Annotated in this window: 14 protein-coding genes; 5 read left to right on the plus strand and 9 right to left on the minus strand. The window is 70.7% G+C overall.

Annotated features, from left to right (window positions below; all coding sequences use genetic code 11):
- Nucleotides 1-271: 271 nt before the first annotated feature.
- A complete protein-coding gene (locus HNQ61_RS23880; RefSeq protein WP_170038630.1) occupies nt 272-2464 on the minus strand; it encodes a beta-propeller domain-containing protein in 2193 nt (730 codons plus the stop codon).
- 190 nt (nt 2465-2654) lie between these two features.
- Entirely contained in the window at nt 2655-4310 is a 1656-nt protein-coding gene (locus HNQ61_RS23885) for an FAD-binding dehydrogenase (protein ID WP_170038628.1), read from the minus strand.
- A 226-nt stretch (nt 4311-4536) separates the two neighbouring features.
- On the opposite strand from HNQ61_RS23885, the gene HNQ61_RS23890 reads away from it, so the two are divergent.
- The 4 genes from HNQ61_RS23890 to HNQ61_RS23905 all read left to right on the plus strand — a co-directional run bounded on the left by HNQ61_RS23890 (nt 4537) and on the right by HNQ61_RS23905 (nt 11310).
- Nucleotides 4537-5034 (plus strand): MarR family winged helix-turn-helix transcriptional regulator, encoded by a 498-nt coding sequence (locus HNQ61_RS23890; RefSeq protein ID WP_170038626.1) that lies wholly within the window; start codon nt 4537-4539, stop codon nt 5032-5034.
- A gap of 226 nt (nt 5035-5260) precedes the next feature.
- Nucleotides 5261-6958: a TolC family protein gene (locus HNQ61_RS23895; RefSeq protein WP_170038624.1), complete on the plus strand. Its 1698-nt coding sequence runs from the start codon at nt 5261-5263 to the stop codon at nt 6956-6958.
- The gene (locus HNQ61_RS23900) at nt 6955-8082 is read left to right on the plus strand and encodes an efflux RND transporter periplasmic adaptor subunit (protein WP_170038622.1); all 1128 of its coding nucleotides are present in this window, start codon (nt 6955-6957) and stop codon (nt 8080-8082) included. The genes HNQ61_RS23895 and HNQ61_RS23900 overlap by 4 nt, the downstream gene beginning before the upstream one ends.
- Nucleotides 8083-8088: 6 nt before the next feature.
- Nucleotides 8089-11310 carry an efflux RND transporter permease subunit gene (locus HNQ61_RS23905; RefSeq protein WP_170038620.1) on the plus strand — a complete coding sequence of 1074 codons (3222 nt, stop codon included), beginning with the start codon at nt 8089-8091 and terminating at the stop codon, nt 11308-11310.
- A 551-nt stretch (nt 11311-11861) separates the two neighbouring features.
- On the opposite strand, the gene HNQ61_RS23910 is transcribed toward HNQ61_RS23905, so the two are convergent.
- The 3 genes from HNQ61_RS23910 to HNQ61_RS23920 all read right to left on the minus strand — a co-directional run bounded on the left by HNQ61_RS23910 (nt 11862) and on the right by HNQ61_RS23920 (nt 13981).
- Nucleotides 11862-12116: a hypothetical protein gene (locus tag HNQ61_RS23910; protein WP_170038618.1), complete on the minus strand. Its 255-nt coding sequence runs from the start codon at nt 12114-12116 to the stop codon at nt 11862-11864.
- 224 nt (nt 12117-12340) lie between these two features.
- Nucleotides 12341-12700 carry a hypothetical protein gene (locus HNQ61_RS23915; RefSeq protein ID WP_170038616.1) on the minus strand — a complete coding sequence of 120 codons (360 nt, stop codon included), beginning with the start codon at nt 12698-12700 and terminating at the stop codon, nt 12341-12343.
- An 855-nt stretch (nt 12701-13555) separates the two neighbouring features.
- Nucleotides 13556-13981 (minus strand): DUF1499 domain-containing protein, encoded by a 426-nt coding sequence (locus HNQ61_RS23920; RefSeq protein WP_170038614.1) that lies wholly within the window; start codon nt 13979-13981, stop codon nt 13556-13558.
- Nucleotides 13982-14094: 113 nt separating this feature from the next.
- Between HNQ61_RS23920 and HNQ61_RS23925 the strand changes: the two genes are divergently transcribed.
- Nucleotides 14095-14697, plus strand: coding sequence for a cysteine hydrolase family protein (locus HNQ61_RS23925; protein ID WP_170038612.1), 603 nt, complete (start codon nt 14095-14097; stop codon nt 14695-14697).
- A gap of 33 nt (nt 14698-14730) precedes the next feature.
- On the opposite strand, the gene HNQ61_RS23930 is transcribed toward HNQ61_RS23925, so the two are convergent.
- The 4 genes from HNQ61_RS23930 to HNQ61_RS23945 all read right to left on the minus strand — a co-directional run bounded on the left by HNQ61_RS23930 (nt 14731) and on the right by HNQ61_RS23945 (nt 17695).
- A complete protein-coding gene (locus tag HNQ61_RS23930; protein WP_170038610.1) occupies nt 14731-15507 on the minus strand; it encodes a hypothetical protein in 777 nt (258 codons plus the stop codon).
- A 372-nt stretch (nt 15508-15879) separates the two neighbouring features.
- The gene (locus HNQ61_RS23935; RefSeq protein WP_170038608.1) at nt 15880-16566 is read right to left on the minus strand and encodes an energy transducer TonB family protein; all 687 of its coding nucleotides are present in this window, start codon (nt 16564-16566) and stop codon (nt 15880-15882) included.
- Nucleotides 16567-16602: 36 nt separating this feature from the next.
- Nucleotides 16603-17283: a TonB family protein gene (locus HNQ61_RS23940; protein ID WP_170038606.1), complete on the minus strand. Its 681-nt coding sequence runs from the start codon at nt 17281-17283 to the stop codon at nt 16603-16605.
- 43 nt (nt 17284-17326) lie between these two features.
- A complete protein-coding gene (locus HNQ61_RS23945; protein ID WP_170038604.1) occupies nt 17327-17695 on the minus strand; it encodes a TonB family protein in 369 nt (122 codons plus the stop codon).
- Between the last annotated feature and the right edge of the window lie 11 nt (nt 17696-17706).

Below are 17706 nucleotides of genomic sequence, written 5' to 3' on the forward strand. Positions count from 1 at the left end.
CGCTGCCGTCACCTGCCGCCGGGAGCTGGTCTCCCTTTCTCCCGCGGAGCGGGGGAGAGGGCCGGGGTGAGGGGGCCCTCTCCGACCGCGCAGCACCCTCCAGAACCAAGCTGAGTCGCCGTTCTCCCCTCTCCGTGCGGCTGTTTGCACGGGGAGGGGCCGGGGGAGGGGCCTCCCCGTCCGGCGATAAGCGAATCCTTCCGCTGCACGACCGAACCCGGAATCTCCGCTTTCCGAGTTGCGAACCTGCACGAACTTTCGCCGCAGCGTATCAATTGCTCGCAGCTGTGGCGCGCCGCGGCGGGGCGAAGCTGACGCGGCGGCGCTCGCGCAGGCGGCCGTCGTCCAGCGCGCCCTCCACGATCTCGTATCCCATCAGCGCGAAGACGCGGCCGCGGAGGAAGATGGGACGCGCGTTGCCGTACCAGTCCACGCACGAGGCCACGCATCCATCATCCACCGCGCTCTTCTGATCCGCCACCAGTTCGCCCAGCGCGCGGAACTGGCGGTCGGCGTTGCGCAGGAATAGCACGCCGGCCGAACCCTCGGTCAGCTGCGAATACCCGGATTCGCCTTCACCGCGAAACGGCAGCCCCAGCATCCCGGAATCATCCCCGTCCGCTCGATAAAAGAAGCCGTGGCTGCGCGTCTCTCCCTCGGATGCGTTGCGGCGGACGAAGCGCTGCACGACGGACGGGCGGATGCCCAACCGGATGCCGGTCAGGTACAGGTCCTCCTCGCTGGCGCCCGCGATCACCGCGTCGCGCCCCATCACCTCGATGCGCCCGATGGCGTGCGGCAGCGTGAGCCGCGTGCTCTGGCCGTCCGCGATCCGGACGACCTGCACCGACCCCGCGGCACTCCCCGCCGCGCCCCATCCGCCCCCGGTGCCGTAGAGCAGGTGACTGCCCACGAAGCGGTTCTGCAGCGGGCCATTGTCCTCCACCGGCGGGAGCGGGCGGTAGCGCGACGCGGCCACCTGCCGCGCGCCGGTCCCAAAGGAGGAAACCGGCACGCGCAGCAGCCGCAGCGCGGACGCGCCCCGCTGCGACCGCCACATCCCGTCGCCGCTGCCGTCGCTCGACACAACGACGTTCAGCATGCCGTCCTGCTCCAGGAACGAGAACTGGTCCAGCGGGCTTCCGCGCACCGCCAGCGCGCGCGGCGCCGAGCCGTCCAGCGGCAGGCGGTAGAGCGCGCTTTCCGCGACCGGCCCCCACGAATGCGAGCCGCCGGCCCACACGTATACCGCCGTCGGAGAGACGTAGAAGACGCGCCCGGCCGACCCCAGCACCGCCGTGGACCGGCACTCCACCGGCTGCACGCCCAGCTCGCACGTGGTCACCGTGTGCAGCATCGCGCCGTCATCCGGCACGCGCGGGGCACGGTAGATCCGCGTGGCGGAAAGCGTGCGGCGGTACTCGTCGTCGGTCACGTCCGCGTGCCAGCGGCGCATGGCCGGCATCCAGTCGCCCAGCGGCTCGCCGGCATTCACGTACACGGGAGAGTAGACGACCAGCCGCGTTCCAATCAGCCGGCTCGCGTAGTTCTCGCTGGAGTAGTAGTCGCCCGAACGCAGGGAGTAGGTGTCACGGTGGCGGATGCGCCCGTCCGCGCCGATGCGGAACACCCCCAGCTCCGTTCCCTCGTCCGTGTAGCCGATGACGACGATCTGGTCGCCGGAAATCAGCATCTCGTCATACCAGCCGTCGCCGCCGCCGGGCCGGTACGCATCCACCGCGTCCACCGGGCGCAGGCTGTCGCCGCCGATGGCCAGGGTAAAGAGGCGGCCGCGGCGAAGCACCACGAGGTGGTTTCCGTGCACCTTTACGATGCCGCCCTCATCCACCCCGGCGTGCTGCGTGTTGGTGATGCCTTCCTCTTTCGCCGCACCCGCGACCGCTCCGGTAACGACCACGCTCTCCAGCGCGAGGCCCTGCTCGCAGACACTGAACGAGACGCGGGCGGAGTCACCCGCGTTCATCTCCAGCAGCGTGGTCGTCACACTGTGTCCTATCGCGGCGGCCCGCAGGGCCAGCCGGCCGCCGCCCAGCGCCGTATCGGGAACCTGGAGGCGGAACTCCCCGTCCGTTCCCGTGGTTGCCCCCCAGAGGCGGGCCGGGACGGTAACTCTGGCGCCGGCCACGGCGTTCCCGGACTGGTCCCGCACGCTGCCGGTGATCACCGCCAGTCCATTGGGCGCCGCCACGGTTCCCCGTCCCACCTGCCGGGTTTCGCCGCAGGGGACGGGCGGGGGAGCGGGTGGCTGCGCGGCGAGCCACGCCGCGTGGGCGGCCGCGCGCGCCTTGCTGGCGGAATCCGCGACGATCTGCATGCGCCGCAGATAGGCCGTCAGATCCGTCTCGGAGCGAAAGGGCGTGAGGGTGGCGCCGCGGTCCTGCGCGGCGGCGGGAAGGGTGAGGCAGAGCGCGGCCAGCAGCGGTGCGAACCGGAGTGGTTTCATGGCGGATCGGCGGGTCGGGGTGGCGGGATGTTCCGGTTCAACGCGCGAGGCGGGGCCAATCCGGACAGCGGGCGGAAACAGCAATCTCACACAGAGACGCAGAGACACAGAGAAAGGAAATGGAGAACCGGAATGCGTCTCCCGTCTTTTCTCCTCTGCGGCTCTGCTGCTCTGCGTGAGGATTTTCTTCTCAGGCGACCGCGGCGGCGGCGGCGCGCCCGGCGGTGCGCCCGCTGAAGATGCAGCCGCCCAGAAAGGTGCCTTCCAGCGCGCGGTAGCCGTGCATCCCCCCGCCGCCGAATCCCGCCACCTCGCCCGCCGCGTACAGCCCCGGAACCGGCTGCCCTTCCGCGGACAGAACGCGCGCGGACAGGTCCGTTTCCAGCCCGCCGAGCGTCTTTCGCGTGAGGATGTTGAGCCGTACGGCGATCAGCGGGCCCGCGGCGGGGTCCAGCAGCCGGTGCGGCTTGGCGACGCGGACCAGACGGTCGCCCAGGTAGTTGCGCGCACCGCGGATGGCCGTGATCTGCGCGTCCTTGGCGAACGGGTTGGTCAGCTGCGCGTCGCGCGCCGCCATCTCCCGCTCCAGCGCCGCCGCGTCGATCAGCGGCTGCGGCGTGAGCGCGTTCATCCCGCGCACCAGATCCGCCACCGTGCGCTCCACCACGAAGTCCACGCCCTTCTGCTTGAACGCCTCCACCGGCGGCGGCGCGCCGGGCAGCACGCGCCCCAGCGTCATGCGGATGCTGCGGCCGGTGAGGTCGGGGTTCTGCTCGCTTCCGGACAGCGCGAATTCCTTTTCGATGATCCGCTGCGTCAGCACGAACCAGGTGTAGTCGTAGCCCGTCTTTACGATGTGCTCCAGCGTGCCCAGCGTATCGAACCCGGGAAAGAGCGGCACCGGCAGGCGGCGTCCCGTGGCGTCGATCCACAGCGATGACGGGCCGGGAAGGATGCGGATGCCGTGCATGGGCCAGATGGGATCCCAGTTCTGAATCCCCTCCGTGTAGTGCCACATGCGGTCGCGGTTCACAATGCGTCCGCCGGCGGATTCGGTGATGGCCAGCATGCGCCCGTCCACGTGCGCCGGCACGCCGCTCAGCATCCGCGCGGGCGGCGTGCCCATCCGCGGCGGCCAGTTCTTTCGAACCAGCTCGTGATTGCCGCCGATGCCGCCGGAGGTGACGATCACCGACTGCGCACGGAGTTCGAAGGATCCCACCTCCGTCCGCGAACTGGGCGCGCCGCGGGGGGCGCTGCTGGGCTCCAGCACCTGCCCGTGCACCCCGTCCACCACGCCGCCCGTCATCGACAGGCCATCCACGCGATGGCGGAAGCGGAACGTCAGCCGGCCATCCTTTGCCGCCTGCCGCGCGCGCTGGATGAACGGCTCCACCACGGCCGGCCCCGTGCCCCAGGTGACGTGAAAGCGCGGCACCGAGTTGCCGTGGCCGATGGCGCCGTATCCGCCGCGCTCCGCCCAGCCGACGACGGGAAAGAAGCGGATGCCTCTCTCATTCAGCCACGAACGCTTCTCTCCCGCGGCGAAGTCCACGTACGCCTCGGCCCAGCGGCGCGGCCACGCATCTTCCTCGCGGTCAAAGCCCGCCGTCCCCATCCAGTCACGCAGGGCCAGCTCGCGCGAGTCACGGATGCGCATCCGCCGCTGCTCCGGCGAATCGACCAGAAACAATCCGCCGAACGACCAGAACGCCTGCCCGCCCAGGTTGGCTTCCGGCTCCTGATCCACCACGATCACCCGCTTGCCGGCCCCGGTGATTTCGGCCGCGGCCACGAGCCCGGCCAGGCCGGCGCCTACGATGATGACGTCCGCGTCGTGAGTCATGAAATGCGGTGGATGGCGGGAGTGGATGGGCGGATGTGTTTCGCGGGACCATGCGCGTCCCCAATACTGCATCGGAGAGGGGACGGAGTGCAATCCGCCGCGCCCGGATCTCCGCCCCGACCCGCGCCGGTCCCCGGATTGCAGGGGCGGCGGTCAGCCGTGACGGAAAAGGCTCCGGCTTCGTCTCGCCGGTCCAGGCACGCCGTCACCCCCTGTTCGTGAGCTCATGCCGCACACTCTGGACAACGAATCCGATTCCGCGCACCGCGGCCGCACCGCCGCCCTCGCCGACCGGCTCAAGGAATTTCAATGCGTGGTCACGCGTACGCCCATGCGCTACGCCATTCAGGCGCTGCACGCGCGGGAGTTTTCGCTCGCGCAGGTCAGCACGCTGCTGGCGCTTCGGGAGCGCGGCGCATGGTCCATCGGCGACATGGCGCAGGAGATCGGGCTGAGCCTTGCCGCAACCAGCCAGATGGTGGAGCGGCTGGTACGCGAAGGGCTCGTTCATCGCGAAGAAGACCCCGACGACCGGCGCCGCAAGCACCTGGCGCTCTCGATGCAGGGCGCCGAACTGCTGGAAAGCATTGACCGGGCGTACTTTCAGGCGATGGAAAGCGCATTCCGGCAGGTGCCGCCGGAACTGGTGGACCGGCTGGAAGAGGCACTCGGCGGCGTGATCCGCCACTTTGCCCCTGACGGACCGCCACAGATGGGGTGCTGAGCCGCGGTGGCGTAGCTCCGGCACAATACTTCCAAGGATGAAAGTATCGGGTCTGTTCAAGGCCTGATCTTTTCCGCGTCCCGCTCCATCGCGGCGCGCCGTTCCGCCCCGCGGTCCCGGGTGGAAGGCGCGCTCCGGCCGTTGATCCACCGGTGCCGGCGGGTGGAGCGGAGTGACAAGCGCGGGCCTGTTCCGGGTGCCGAGACATCCGCAAGGAAGCCGATTGATGCCGTACACGTTCTGGAAACGGCGCGCCCTGCCGCTGGTGCTGGGGGCCGTATGCACGCTTTCCGTTCCGCTCGCCGCGCAGACCGGCGAGCCGCGACCCCTTTCCCTTCGCGACGCGCTGGCCCGCGCCGCCGCCAGCAGCGAGGCCGTGGCCGTCGCGCGCGGCGGCATCACGGGCGCGCGCGGCCAGCGCATTACCGCGCGGGCGCAGCGGCTGCCGCAGATCAACAGCAACTTCAGCTACACGCGCACGCTCATCAGCCAGTTCCAGAGCGCGGCGGGCGGCGGGGCGGGGAGCGACACCACCGCGGCGCCGCCGCCGGAGTGCGCCACCCCCTTCATGCCCGACAGCACGCTCCCGCTGGAAACGCGCATCGCGCGGCTGGAGCAGGCGCTGCTCTGCCCGGCGGCGGGGCTGGGCGGGCTGGGCGGATTCGACATCAGCCGCGCCGGGTTCGGCAGCACCAACGCGTACCAGGTGGGCTTTTCCCTCAACCAGCCCATCTACACCGGCGGGCGCATCGGCGCGCAGAACCGCATCGCGGACGCGTCGCTCGCCACGGCGGAGCTGGAAGTGACGGCGCAGAGCGCGCAGGTCGTCGTCGACGTGGCGCAGAGCTACTACGACGCCCTGCTGAGCGCGCGGCTGCTGCAGATCGCCGAATCGTCCCTCGCCCAGGCGGAGCAGACGCTGCGGCTGAGCGAGCTGGGATTTCAGGTGGGCGACAAGGCGGAGTACGACGTGCTGCGCGCCCGCGTGGCCCGCAACAACCAGCGCAACGGCGTGGTGCAGGCGCGCAGCAACCGCGACATCGCCTTCTTTCGATTGAAGCAGCTGCTGGATCTGCCGCTGGACGAGACGGTCGTCCTCACCACCCCGCTCAACGACGAAATCGCCGCGACGGGGGTGACGGAGTACATCGAGCCCGGCGCGGCGGACACGACGGCGTCGGCGCGCGTGCCGGTGCGGCAGGCGGAGCAGGCCATGCGCATCCAGGAAGGGCAGGTGGCCATCGCCCGCTCGCAGGCGCGCCCAAACGTGAGCGTCGTCAGCAACTACGGCCTCACCGGCTATCCGCAGGGCCTGATCCCCACGCGCAGCGACTTCGCGGACAACCTCACGGTGGGGCTGCAGGTGGCGCTGCCGATCTTTGACGGCGGGCGCATCCGCGGCGGCGTGGTGCAGGCGCAGGGCAGCCTGGAGCAGGCGCGGGCGCGGCTGGCGCAGACGCGCGAGGGCGCGGTGCTGGACGCGCGCAGCCGGCAGGAAGCGGTGGAAACGGCGCGCGCCACCCTGGCCTCCAGCGAGGGCTCGGTGGAAGAAGCGCAGCGGGCCTACGAGATCGCGCAGATCCGCTACCAGCAGGGGATCGCGACGCTGATCGAGGTGAACGACGCGCGGCTGGCGCTGAGCCAGTCGCAGGCGGACCGCGCGCAGGCCACACGCAACCTGCTGGTGGCCGAGGTGCAGTACCGGCTGGTGCGCGACCTTCCGCTGGGCTCCGGGGCGGGGACGGCGGCGCCGCGCGCCACCGGGACCACGACGGGGGCCGCGGGCGCGGCGGGAACGTCCTCGGGGTTCGGGACGGGAGCGGGAGCGTCGGGCGCGTCGTTCGGCGGGGCGGGTGCGAGCGCCGGAGCGGCCGGCGGCGCGGGTCAGGCGGGGATCAATCCTGGAGCGGGGGGCGGGCGATGAGCGGGGATCGGGCAGGTGCGGGGCCGCGGGGCTGGATTGTGGCCGCGGCGCTGGTGACGGCGGCGGCGTGCGGCGGCAAGGAAAAGACCGCGCCGGACCCCGCTGCGCAGGGCGCGGTGCTGGAGCAGGCGGACGTTGCCACGGCCGAGATGGGGCAGATCAGCGCCGGGCCCGCGGTCTCCGGATCGCTGCAGGCCGCCACGGAAGCCGTGCTCCGCGCCGAACTGGCGGGCACCATCGCCAGCGCGGCGGCGGAGGAAGGCGAACGCGTCCGCGCGGGAACGCTGCTGGCGCGCATCGCCGACCCGCGCCTTTCGGAGCAGACCCGGTCCGCGGAGTCCGCCGTGCGCTCGGCGGAGATCGCCGCCAACAACGCGCGGCGCGACGTGGACCGCTACGAGACGCTGGTATCCGCCGGGGCCAGCCCCCGGCGCGATCTGGAGAGCGCGCGGACATCCCTGGCCTCCGCGCAGGCGCAGCTCGCCAACGCCCGCTCGCAGCAGGCGGACGTCCGCGCGACCGTGGGCGACGCGACGGTGGAGTCGCCTATCACGGGCATCGTAAGCTCGCGCTCGGTGAGCGACGGCGACGTGGTGCAGGTGGGAACGGAGCTGTACCGCGTGGTCGATCCGTCCACCATGCGGCTGGAGGCGTCGGTGCCGTCGGAGCAGCTGTACAGCATCCGCGTCGGCGCGCAGGTCGTCTTTCAGGTGCGCGGCTATCCGGGGCGCACCTTCACGGGCAAGGTGGAGCGCATCAACCCCACCGCCGACCCGGCGACGCGGCAGGTGACCATCCACGTCTCCCTGCCCAACCCGGGCAACGCGCTCGTCGCCGGGCTGTTCGCCGAGGGGCGGGTGACGGCGGAGGCGCGGCAGGGGATTCTGGTTCCCGCCGACGCGGTGGCCACGGAAGAGGGAAAGAGCCACGTCATGCGGCTGCGCGGCGGCGTGGTGGAGCAGGTGCCCGTGCAGGTGGGCATTCAGGATGAGGAAACGCGCCGCGTGGAGATCGTCTCCGGGCTGGCGGCCGGCGACCAGGTGCTCGTGGGACCCGCACGCGAGACGGCGCCGGGCACCAAGGTGCGCGTGGGGACGGCCGTCGCCGCCCCCGCACGAAAGTAGACGGCGATGTTCATATCCGATTTCTCCATCCGGCAGCCCATCGTCACCATCGTCATCATGTTGTCGCTGGTGGTGTTCGGCATCGTGGCGCTGATGGGCCTGCAGACGGACGAGTTTCCCGAGATCAACCCGCCCATCATTTCCGTGGCCGTGCCGTATCCCGGCGCGTCGCCGCAGGGGGTGGAGCGGGAAGTGGTGGACCCCATCGAGGACGCGGTGGCCAGCATCAGCGGCGTGGACGAGATCACCTCGTCGTCCACGGACAGCTATGCGCAGATCACCGTCAGCTTCCTCTTCGGCAAGGACGTGCAGGTGGCCTCGCAGGAGGTGCGCGACGCGATCTCGACGATTCGCGGCGAGCTGCCGCTGGAGATGGAAGATCCCATCATCTCCCGCTTCGATCCGAATCTTCAGCCCATCGTTTCGCTGACGCTGTCGTCCACCACGCTGTCGGTGGCGCAGCTGACGCAGCTGGCCGATCCGGGAATCAACGGCCAGCTGAGCGGCATCAACGGCGTGGCCAGCGTGGAAGTCGTCGGCGGCGTGCAGCCGGAAATGACGGTGCTGCTGCGGCCGGACGCCCTGCAAGCCTCCGGCGTGAGCGCCACGGAAGTCGTGCAGGCGCTCCAGGCGCAGAACCTGGCCGCGCCCGTGGGCCGGGTGAGCGGCGAGTCGGAAGAGCGCAGCATCCGCCTCGTCGGCCGGCTGGAGGACGCCAAGGCCTTCGAGCAGCTGGTGGTGACGGAGCGCGGGGGGACGGTCATCCGCCTGGGCGACGTGGCCACGGTGGCGGAGGGGAGCGAGGAGCAGCGGTCGCGCGCGCAGTACAACGGGCGCGAGGCGGTGGGCATCGACGTCGTCAAATCGACGGGGTTCAGCACCACGGAAGTGGCGGGGGGCGTGCTCAAGGAGGTGGAGCGCATCCGCAAGACGCTGCCGCGGGGGACGGAGCTGAACGTCGTCCGCAACTCCGGCGTGCGCGTGGAGCAGTCCGTGAGCAACGTGGAGCACACGCTGGTGGAGGGGCTCGTCCTCACCATCCTCGTCGTCTTCCTCTTCCTGAACTCCTGGCGCTCGACGGTCATCACCGGCCTGGCGCTGCCGGTGAGCATGCTGGCGGCGTTCATCCCCATCTACCTGTTCGGGTTCACGCTCAACAGCATGAGCCTGATGGGGCTGTCGCTGGCGATCGGCTTGATCATCGACGACGCCATCGTGGTGCGCGAGAACATCGTGCGGCACGTGGAGATGGGGAAGGACCACATGCAGGCCAGCGAGGAAGGGACGAGCGAGATCGGCCTGGCCGTGACCGCCACGACCTTTGCCATCGTGGTCGTGTTCGTCCCCATCGGGATGATGCCGGGGCTGGCGGGGCAGTTCTTCAAGCCGTTCGCGCTGACCATCGCGGCGGCGGTGCTGGTGTCGCTGTTCGTGTCGTTCTCGCTGGACCCCATGCTGTCGGCGTACTGGCCGGACCCGCACAAGCCGTTTGAGCAGCAGGGATGGCTGACGCGCACGGTGAGCCGCTTCAACCACTGGTTCGACCGGCAGGCGGACCGCTACAAGGGCGTGATCGCCTGGGCGCTGGACCACCGGTGGATGATGGTGTTCCTGGCCGGCGGCACCTTCGTCGCGGCGCTGGCGCTTCAGGTGATGTTCGGCGGCAGCGGGTTCGCCCCGCCGCAGGACCGCAGCGAGCTGCAGCTGGCGGTGGAAACGCCGCCGGGCTCCAGCCTGGACTACACCAGCCGCAAGGCCGAGGCGGCGGCGCGGCTGGCCCGCACGCACAAGGAGGTGGCGTACACCTACACCACCGTCGGCGGCGCCAGCGGCGCGGTGGACGAGGGGCAGGTGTACGTGAAGCTGGTGCCCAAGGCGGACCGCGACATCGGCCAGGCCGAGTTCAGCGGCGTGCTGCGGCGCGAGGTGGGGCAGATTGGCGGCGCGACGTTCTCTACGCTGGGCAGCGGCTTCGGCGGCGGGCAGAAGCCGCTTCAGGTGCAGCTGCGCGGGCCGGACGCCGCGGTGCTGACGCGCCTGGCCGAGCAGGTGGCGGACCGGGTGAAGAAGGTGCCGGGGACGGCGGACGTGTCGCTGTCCACGCGCGGGCAGCGGCCGGAGCTGGTGGTGACCATCGACCGGGCGCTGGCGGGAACGCTGGGCCTTACCGTCGGGCAGATTGCCCAGGCCATGCGCCCCGCCTTTGCCGGCGTGGACGCGGGCGACTGGGTGGACGCCGCAGGCGAAACGCGCGACGTGACCGTGCGCTTGGCGCCGGAGGTGCGGACGAGCGCGGTGGACCTGCGCAACCTGCCGCTGGTGATCGCGCCGGCGGGGGCGGGCGCGGGTGCCGGCGCCAACGCGGGTGGCGGCGGCGGGGTTCCGGGCGGGGCGACGGGTGCGTCGGCCGGGCCCACGCTCATTCCGCTCAGCCAGGTGGCCACGGTGGAAGACGGGCTGGGGCCGGCGATCATCAGCCACGTGGACCGCGAGCGCGTGGTGACGGTGGAAAGCAACCTGGCCGGGGCGGACCTGGGTACGGTGACGCAGGCCGTGAACCAGGCGGTGAGCGGAATCGCCTTTCCCGCCGGGTACGAGGTGGTGCAGGGCGGCGAGGCGGAGGACCAGGCCGAGGTGTTCGGCGCCATGTTCACGGCGCTGGGGACGGCGGTGCTGCTGATGTACCTGGTGCTGGTGCTTCAGTTCAGGTCGTTCCTGGACCCCATCGCGATTCTGCTTTCGCTGCCGCTGTCGCTGATCGGCGTGGTGCTGGCGCTGCTCATCACCGGCGACACGCTGAACATGATGAGCATGATCGGCATCATCCTGTTGATGGGGATCGTGGCCAAGAACGCCATCCTGCTCATTGACTTCGCCAAGTGGAACCACGAGCAGGGCACGCCGCTGCGCGAGTCGCTGATCGAGGCGGGGCGCGTGCGTCTGCGGCCCATTCTGATGACGACGTTCGCGCTGGTGGCGGCGATGATCCCGGTGGCGATCGGCGCGGGCGAGGGCGCGGACTTCCGCGCGCCGCTGGGCCGCGCGGTGATCGGCGGCGTGATTGCGTCGACGGTGCTGACGCTGCTGGTGATCCCGACGTTCTACGAGATTCTGTACGAATGGCGGGAAAAGCTGATGGGGTTCATGAGCCGGCGGTTTGGCGGGCACAAGCCGCCGCACACGCCGGGTCCGCACCCGCACCCCGCGCCCAGCCCGGCGGGCGACTGACGGAGCGGCGGACAATGCAGGACCGGCTCCCGCGCAGATGCGCGGGAGCCGGTTTATTCTTGCGATCAGACATCGACCCGACGAGCCGGCCTCCCGGCGGCCCCCACCCGGGCCGGCACCACCGGCCCACCCTCCCCCAAAAAAGACTGGGGGAGGGTTGGGGCGGGCGGATGGTCTGGAGTGCAGAGCGGGAATCGGGTGAGCGGATCTCGTTGAGCGGATGAATCCGCCGCTCAAACAGCGCAAAGCCCCGACACCGGCCGCTGGCGCGTCCGGTTCGGGGCTTCCAACTGCATCAGGGACGACAACAACGGAGATCGCGCCGCGGGCCGAACTCGTCGCTCGCGCCGAACGGCTCCCCCTCTCCCGCTTGCGGGAGAGGGGGTTGGGGGGAGAGGGGTGCCTCAGCATGCGCCAAACCATCCGGAATGGGGTGAGTAGCCGTTCCCCTCCATCCACTCCCTCACGAACGCAAAAGCGCCCGCCGGGGATCATCCCGGCGGGCGCTTCTCATTGCTCGCGGTCTCCAGCGTGACTGCGCGCGAACGGCGTCAGACGTTGGTGACGGTCACGCTCTGCAGGATCTTGCCCTCGCGCACCAGCGCGTACCCGGTCAGCTTTCCCTGCTTCTTCCACGTGTTGGACGGGTTCTGAAACGCCCACACCTCGTCCCCCTCGGTCGCCTGCCGCTTCAGCTTCTGCCACGCCATGCGGATGCGCAGCGCGGCCATGTCCGGCAGGTGGCGGTGATAGGAAGTCGGCGCATTTTCAACCCGCTCCGTAAGCCACTCTTCAATGATCTTCATCGGTCCCGCCTTCGAACTGGTTTGACCCACCCCCGACGCGTCCGCCCGGGGAAAGGCATCCGCTTCCAGACCGTCAGGGCGATGGAAGAACCTGACCCTCGCAACCTACCGCAACCGCACGTTCCCCGCCACCGCCGTCCATCTCCTCTGCCTGCCCCGCCGTCGCCCGCCGCCTGTGCGGATGCATCGCGCCGTGTGGCGCAGCCCGGACGCGCCCGGCCGGGTCAGGCCACGTGCACGGAGCCGCGCGTTTCACGGGCGCTGGCCACGGCGTGCAGCAGGTTTTCGGCGTAGAAGCGGATCTTGTCGGCGGGGATGCCGGTGGCGGCCTCGATCTGCCCGGCGGCGTCGCGCACCGTCCGCGCCTCGTGCCGCAGTTCATCCAGACCGTCTTCGCGGACGATGAACCCCCACTCGCTCCCCAGCGACGGCAGCAGCGTCAGGCCGAGATCCTTCATCACCGGCGTGCCCCACAACTCCGTGCGGTACGACTCATCGCCGATCATCCCGCCGCCGGGGCCGAGCTCCACGTGCACCTCTCCACCGTCCGGGCTCGCGGCCCATACACTCACGTTCAACGTCATCGCGCGTACCCGATCCAGATGAAGTGCGTTCGTCGTGGATGAAGCCGGCGGCGACGGGAGCCTCGTCTGAAGGCGACTGAAGTCGCGGCAACAACGGCGCGAAGTCCGCCTGCGCGGACTGTGCCGGCGGCCCCCGCGTGGTCCCGGACGATGGCGCGGCCGCGGCGCCACGAGGGAATGAATTCCCCGCTGGTGAAGCACAAAGTCCGCCGTCGCGGACTGCGGCGGCGGCTCCAGCGCGGGGGGCCGGCCGTTTGTGCCGGGCGATCCTTGCGGCGCCCGCACCGCTGCCGCGCGCCCGAACCTCTGCCCTGGCTCAGCTTGGCCCACGTGCCGACTCACGCCGCCTACGGCGTCATCCTGAGGAGGCGCCGATGTAACTCTCTGCCGCGCCGATGCTTGGCGCCGACGAAGGATCTACCATCCGCCGGTCCAACCGTCCCACGTCCACCGAACTCGCCCCACGATGCAGTTGAAGCCCCGAACGGCGCCTGTGGGCGCCGTGTCGGGGCTTACCGCCTTCGGGAGCGGCGGATTCATCCGCTCCCGAAGGCCGCGCGACGCAACCTGTCCATCACCCGCCGCACGCCATCCTTTTCCTCTCGCCTCGCACCTGATCGATCCCGTATCTCCGCCCTGCGTCTCCGGCCGCATGATCGCCTCGCATCTGATCGATCCCGCATCTCCGCCCGGCGTCTCCGCCTCGCATCTCCGCCCCCGCACCTTGTCGATCCCGCGTCTCCGACCGCATCGCCGCCTCGCACCCTGTCGATCCCGCGTCTCCGCCTCGCACCTTATCCGCCCCGCATCTCCCGCGAACGCCGGCACTCGTGACTCATCCACCACGCGCGTCCCTCACTCCGGCGCGCCGTTGAACCGGGCCGTGAACCGCTCCATGCGCGCGCGGTTCACGCCCATGTCGCCGCGGCCAACGCGCGATGCTGACCGAAAACGAACCACGCCCGCCGTGCTGTCCACCAGGATCTCCACGTCATCCACAAACCGCATCAGCCGGCTGCGCGACTCCGCGTGCAGGTAGTCCGCGCGCTCGTCCACGATGCGCGTGCGCGGTTCCCGCAGCAGCGCGGCGCGGGCACGCTCCAGCGCCGCCGCGGGCGTGTCGCGAAAGGGCAGCGGCGGCATGGCGTGCACCGCATCCGCCGCGTCCGTCGACACGCAGTTGGGCGAATCGGGGCACGGGCCCAGCGGTCCGCCCGGCGTGGCCAGCCCGCGCGGGGCGGCGTTGCATCCGGCCAGCAGAAAGGCGGCGAGAGAGGTCATGGCGCGTCGTGTCATGTCGTGAACCGGCAGCGGGGTGCTGAAGCGGGGGCGACACCGGTTCTTGCACAGAGCCTGCCGCGCCCAAACGTTCTCATCAACCGTACGGACGCCGGATGCCCGCCAACAATCACGACCTGCACGGAAACGCGCCCGACACCTCGTCGGCGGTGCTGATCATCGTGGACATGATCAACGACCTGGAATTTCCCGGCGGCGACGAGCTGGTTCCGCAGCTGATTCCGGTCGCGGAGCGCATCGCGTCGCTCAAGGCCCGCGCCCGCAAGGCCGGGATCCCCGTCGTGTACGCCAACGACAACTTCGGCAAATGGCGCTCGGACTTTCGCGAAGTGGTGGATCACGTGCTCAACGGCGACGTGAAAGGCAAGCCGCTGGCGGAGGCGCTGCGTCCGGATGAGGATGACTACTTCGTGCTAAAGCCCAAGCATTCCGCCTTTTTTGCCACGACGCTGGATACGCTGCTTCAGTACCTGGGCGCGCGCCACCTGATTCTGACCGGCGCCACCGGCGACACCTGCGTGCTCTTTACCGCCAGCGACGCGTACATGCGCGACCTGCACCTGCACGTTCCCGCGGACTGCACCGCGTCCATCGATCCGGATGAAAACGCCCGCGCCATCGACTACATGGCACGTGTTCACCACGCCGACGTCACGCCGTCCGGCGAGCTGGACCTGCAGAAGCTCGCCCGCGCCTGAATGCCGTCTGGCGCCACGCGCGTCCGCAGGCGGCTACCGGGCGGCCGGAGCGGGCGCGCGGTCGGGCGCGGAATGGGGAAAGCGCTCCCGCCAGTCCGGCGTGACCGGGTGCGTCTGGCCAGTGACCGCGCTCCAGCCGCAGCGGGCCACGTTGCCGGGATGGAAGGCCGAACCGCAGTTGCCCATGGTGTACATGGGCCCGAACGACATGGGTTCCCGCGGCGGCGGATGGATGGCGGCGTAGCCGCTCCACCCCGCGGCGATCGCGAGGCACGCCAGCCCGGCCAGCGCGACGCGCGTTTGCAGAGGGCCGCGCCACCGTCCGCGGACGAGCCTCACGGCGAGGGTGACGAGGTAGATGGCTCCCGCCGCGCCCGCCCACTGCATGGCAAAGAGCGACAGACACACCCACGACGACACGGAATACTGCGGCTGCACCCGCGCCGCCTCATCCACGCTCAGGCCCAGGCGCCGGACGGAATCCGCCATGCGCGGATCACGGGCGAGTTGCGGCACCCGGGCATGGTTGGCCGTCGCGCGGATGGCTGCCACTGAGGACTCTTCTCCCGCGCTCTCCAGCAGGTACGCCACCGCGCACCGCGTTTCCACCGCGTCCACGAACACGGGGCGGGGTGCGCCGCGCCCGCCGTGCCGGGGAAAGAGGCCGCGCCGTGCATACGTTTCCAGACGGCGGATCGTCTCCCGGCGGGGCTCGTCCGCCTCCCGCGCGCGATCCGCCTTCAACTCGCCGATCACCCGCGCAAAATGCCGGCGCAGGCGCACGCGTTCCATCAACCCGAGAACGTCCAAGGGCAACTCCGGTGGATGAGGGTGATGACGGGCCGGCGGGCAAGGGCACCGCGGCATTCCGGAGAGCCGGCGCGAGGGCGCGTTCGTCTTGGATCGCGGATGCCGACGCAGTTGAAGCCCCGAACGGCGCCTGTGGGTGGTGTGTCGGGGGTTCCCGCTGTTTGAGCGGCGGATTCATCCGCTCAAGACAACCCGCTCACGCGACGACCTCCGCCCTGCCCGTCGGAACATCCGCCGCACCCAACCCTCCCCCGGCCTTTTTCGGGGGAGGGTGGGCCGGTGGTGCCGGCCCGGGTGGGGGCCCGCCGCGGAACTCGCCCCACCGCTGAATCCGACGTCATGGGGTGGCGAGCGGACAGGCTGCCGATCGCGTTACGGAAACTGCAGCAGCAGCGGGATGACCACCCAGACCGCCGCCGGGCGCCCCTCCACGCGCGAGGGCCGGAAGCGAAGGGCCTGCGCGGCCCGGACCGCCTCCTGGTCCACGTAGTCCGCGCCCGGCGACACGGCGTTCGCCTCGATCGGGATCCCGTCCTCGTTCACGCGCATCCGTACCCGCACCTCCACCTGCATTCCCTGCAATTCGCTGTCGCGCCGCAGAATCCGCTCTGCCCCCTCACGTAGCGCCGACTCCATCGCACTGACGTTGCGCGGCACGGGAGCCGTTTCATGGGGAACGCGCAGCAGCGGCCGGGGACCCGGAACCGCCGTCACCACCAGCGGCTGGGGGTCGGGGGCCGCCGCACGCGGGCGCGCGGCGGCCAGCAGAATCCGGGCGACTTCCGCCTGCGCACTCGCCGGCTCCCGCGGGGTGAAGAACATCCGCACGCCGGAAACAGTGCCTTCCGGCGTGTACTCGATCGAGAACACCCAGGCGTGGCGCGGCTCCCGCGTCGCCGGAAGCGCGGCGAGCTGGGCGGCCACCTGCGCGCTGTCCAGGCCAGCGGAAAGCGGCGCGGGCTGCCAGCGTTCCGGCGCGGCGGCCGTCTGCTGCGCGGCGAGCAGGGCGGGGGAGGCGAGCGCGATCAGCGCGGGAATCAGGGCGTGGGTAATCTTCATCGATCAGGATATCGGTTGGGAGAAGAACCCGCCGCGTTACCGGAACTCGAACGTGAGCGGAAGCTGAATCCAGACGGCGACCGGCCGCCCCTCGATCATCGCGGGGCGAAAGCGGAGGAGTTCCGCGCCGCGCACCGCCTCCTGCTCGATCTCCGGATTTCCGGCGGGCGGGACGACGGTGATGCCGCCCGGAACGCCGTCCGCGCCCAGCCGCATGCGGACCATCACCACAGCCCGCGTGGCGCGCAGCCCGCTGTCCGCACGCACCAGCCGCTCGGAGGCACGCGCGATGCCGCGCTCAATGGCGCGCCTGTTCAGGGGCACGGGCTGGCTTTCCAGCGGCACGCGCAGCACGGCCCGGCGGCCGGGAACCGCCGTGATGGCCACGATTTGCGGCTCTCGGGCGGGCGGGCGGCGGCGCGCGTTCGCCAGCAGAATCCGCGCGACCTCCGCCTGTGGCCCAGCCGGCTCCTGCCTGGAGAAGTACATCTGCACCCGCGAGGCAATCCCCGAAGGCGGCCAGGTGATCGCGAACGTCCATTCAGCGGCGGGTTCGCGGGCCGCGGCAAGGCGCGCAAGCTCCCCCGCGACCACGGCGCTGTCCACCGTGGCGGAAACCGATTCGTAGGCCGGGGCTCCGGCGGGCTCCTGTGCCGCCAGAAGGGCGGGGAGGGCGAGCGCGGCCAGCGCGGGGAGCAGGATGCGCGTAATCTTCATCGATCAGGGAATCCGCATGCGAAAAGATTCCGCCGCGCGCGGGTCAGCGCGGCGGAATGCGAAAGGTCAGGGGAAGCTCGATCCAGACCGGAACCGGTCGGCCGTGCAGCCTGGCGGGGCGAAAGCGCAGCCGTCTGGCCGCGCGGATGGCGGCGCGCCTGAACGGCCCCGGTGTGCCGGGCGTGACCACCTGAATGCTGTCCGGAACGCCCTCGCGGTCCAGCCGCATCCGCAGGCGCACCCGCAGCGTCGAGCCGGGGACCACGCGCGAATCACGCGCGCCCAGGCGTTTTACGTCATCGGTCAGCATCCTTACCACCTCACGCCCGTCCCGCAGCCTGGGGTAGCGCTCCACCATCCGCTCCCGCACCGCCGAGTGCATCCGCGTGATCGCCCGGTCCAGGCGGATCATCCACAATCCTG

It is taken from the genome of Longimicrobium terrae, from assembly GCF_014202995.1.
GTDB classification, from domain to species: domain Bacteria; phylum Gemmatimonadota; class Gemmatimonadetes; order Longimicrobiales; family Longimicrobiaceae; genus Longimicrobium; species Longimicrobium terrae.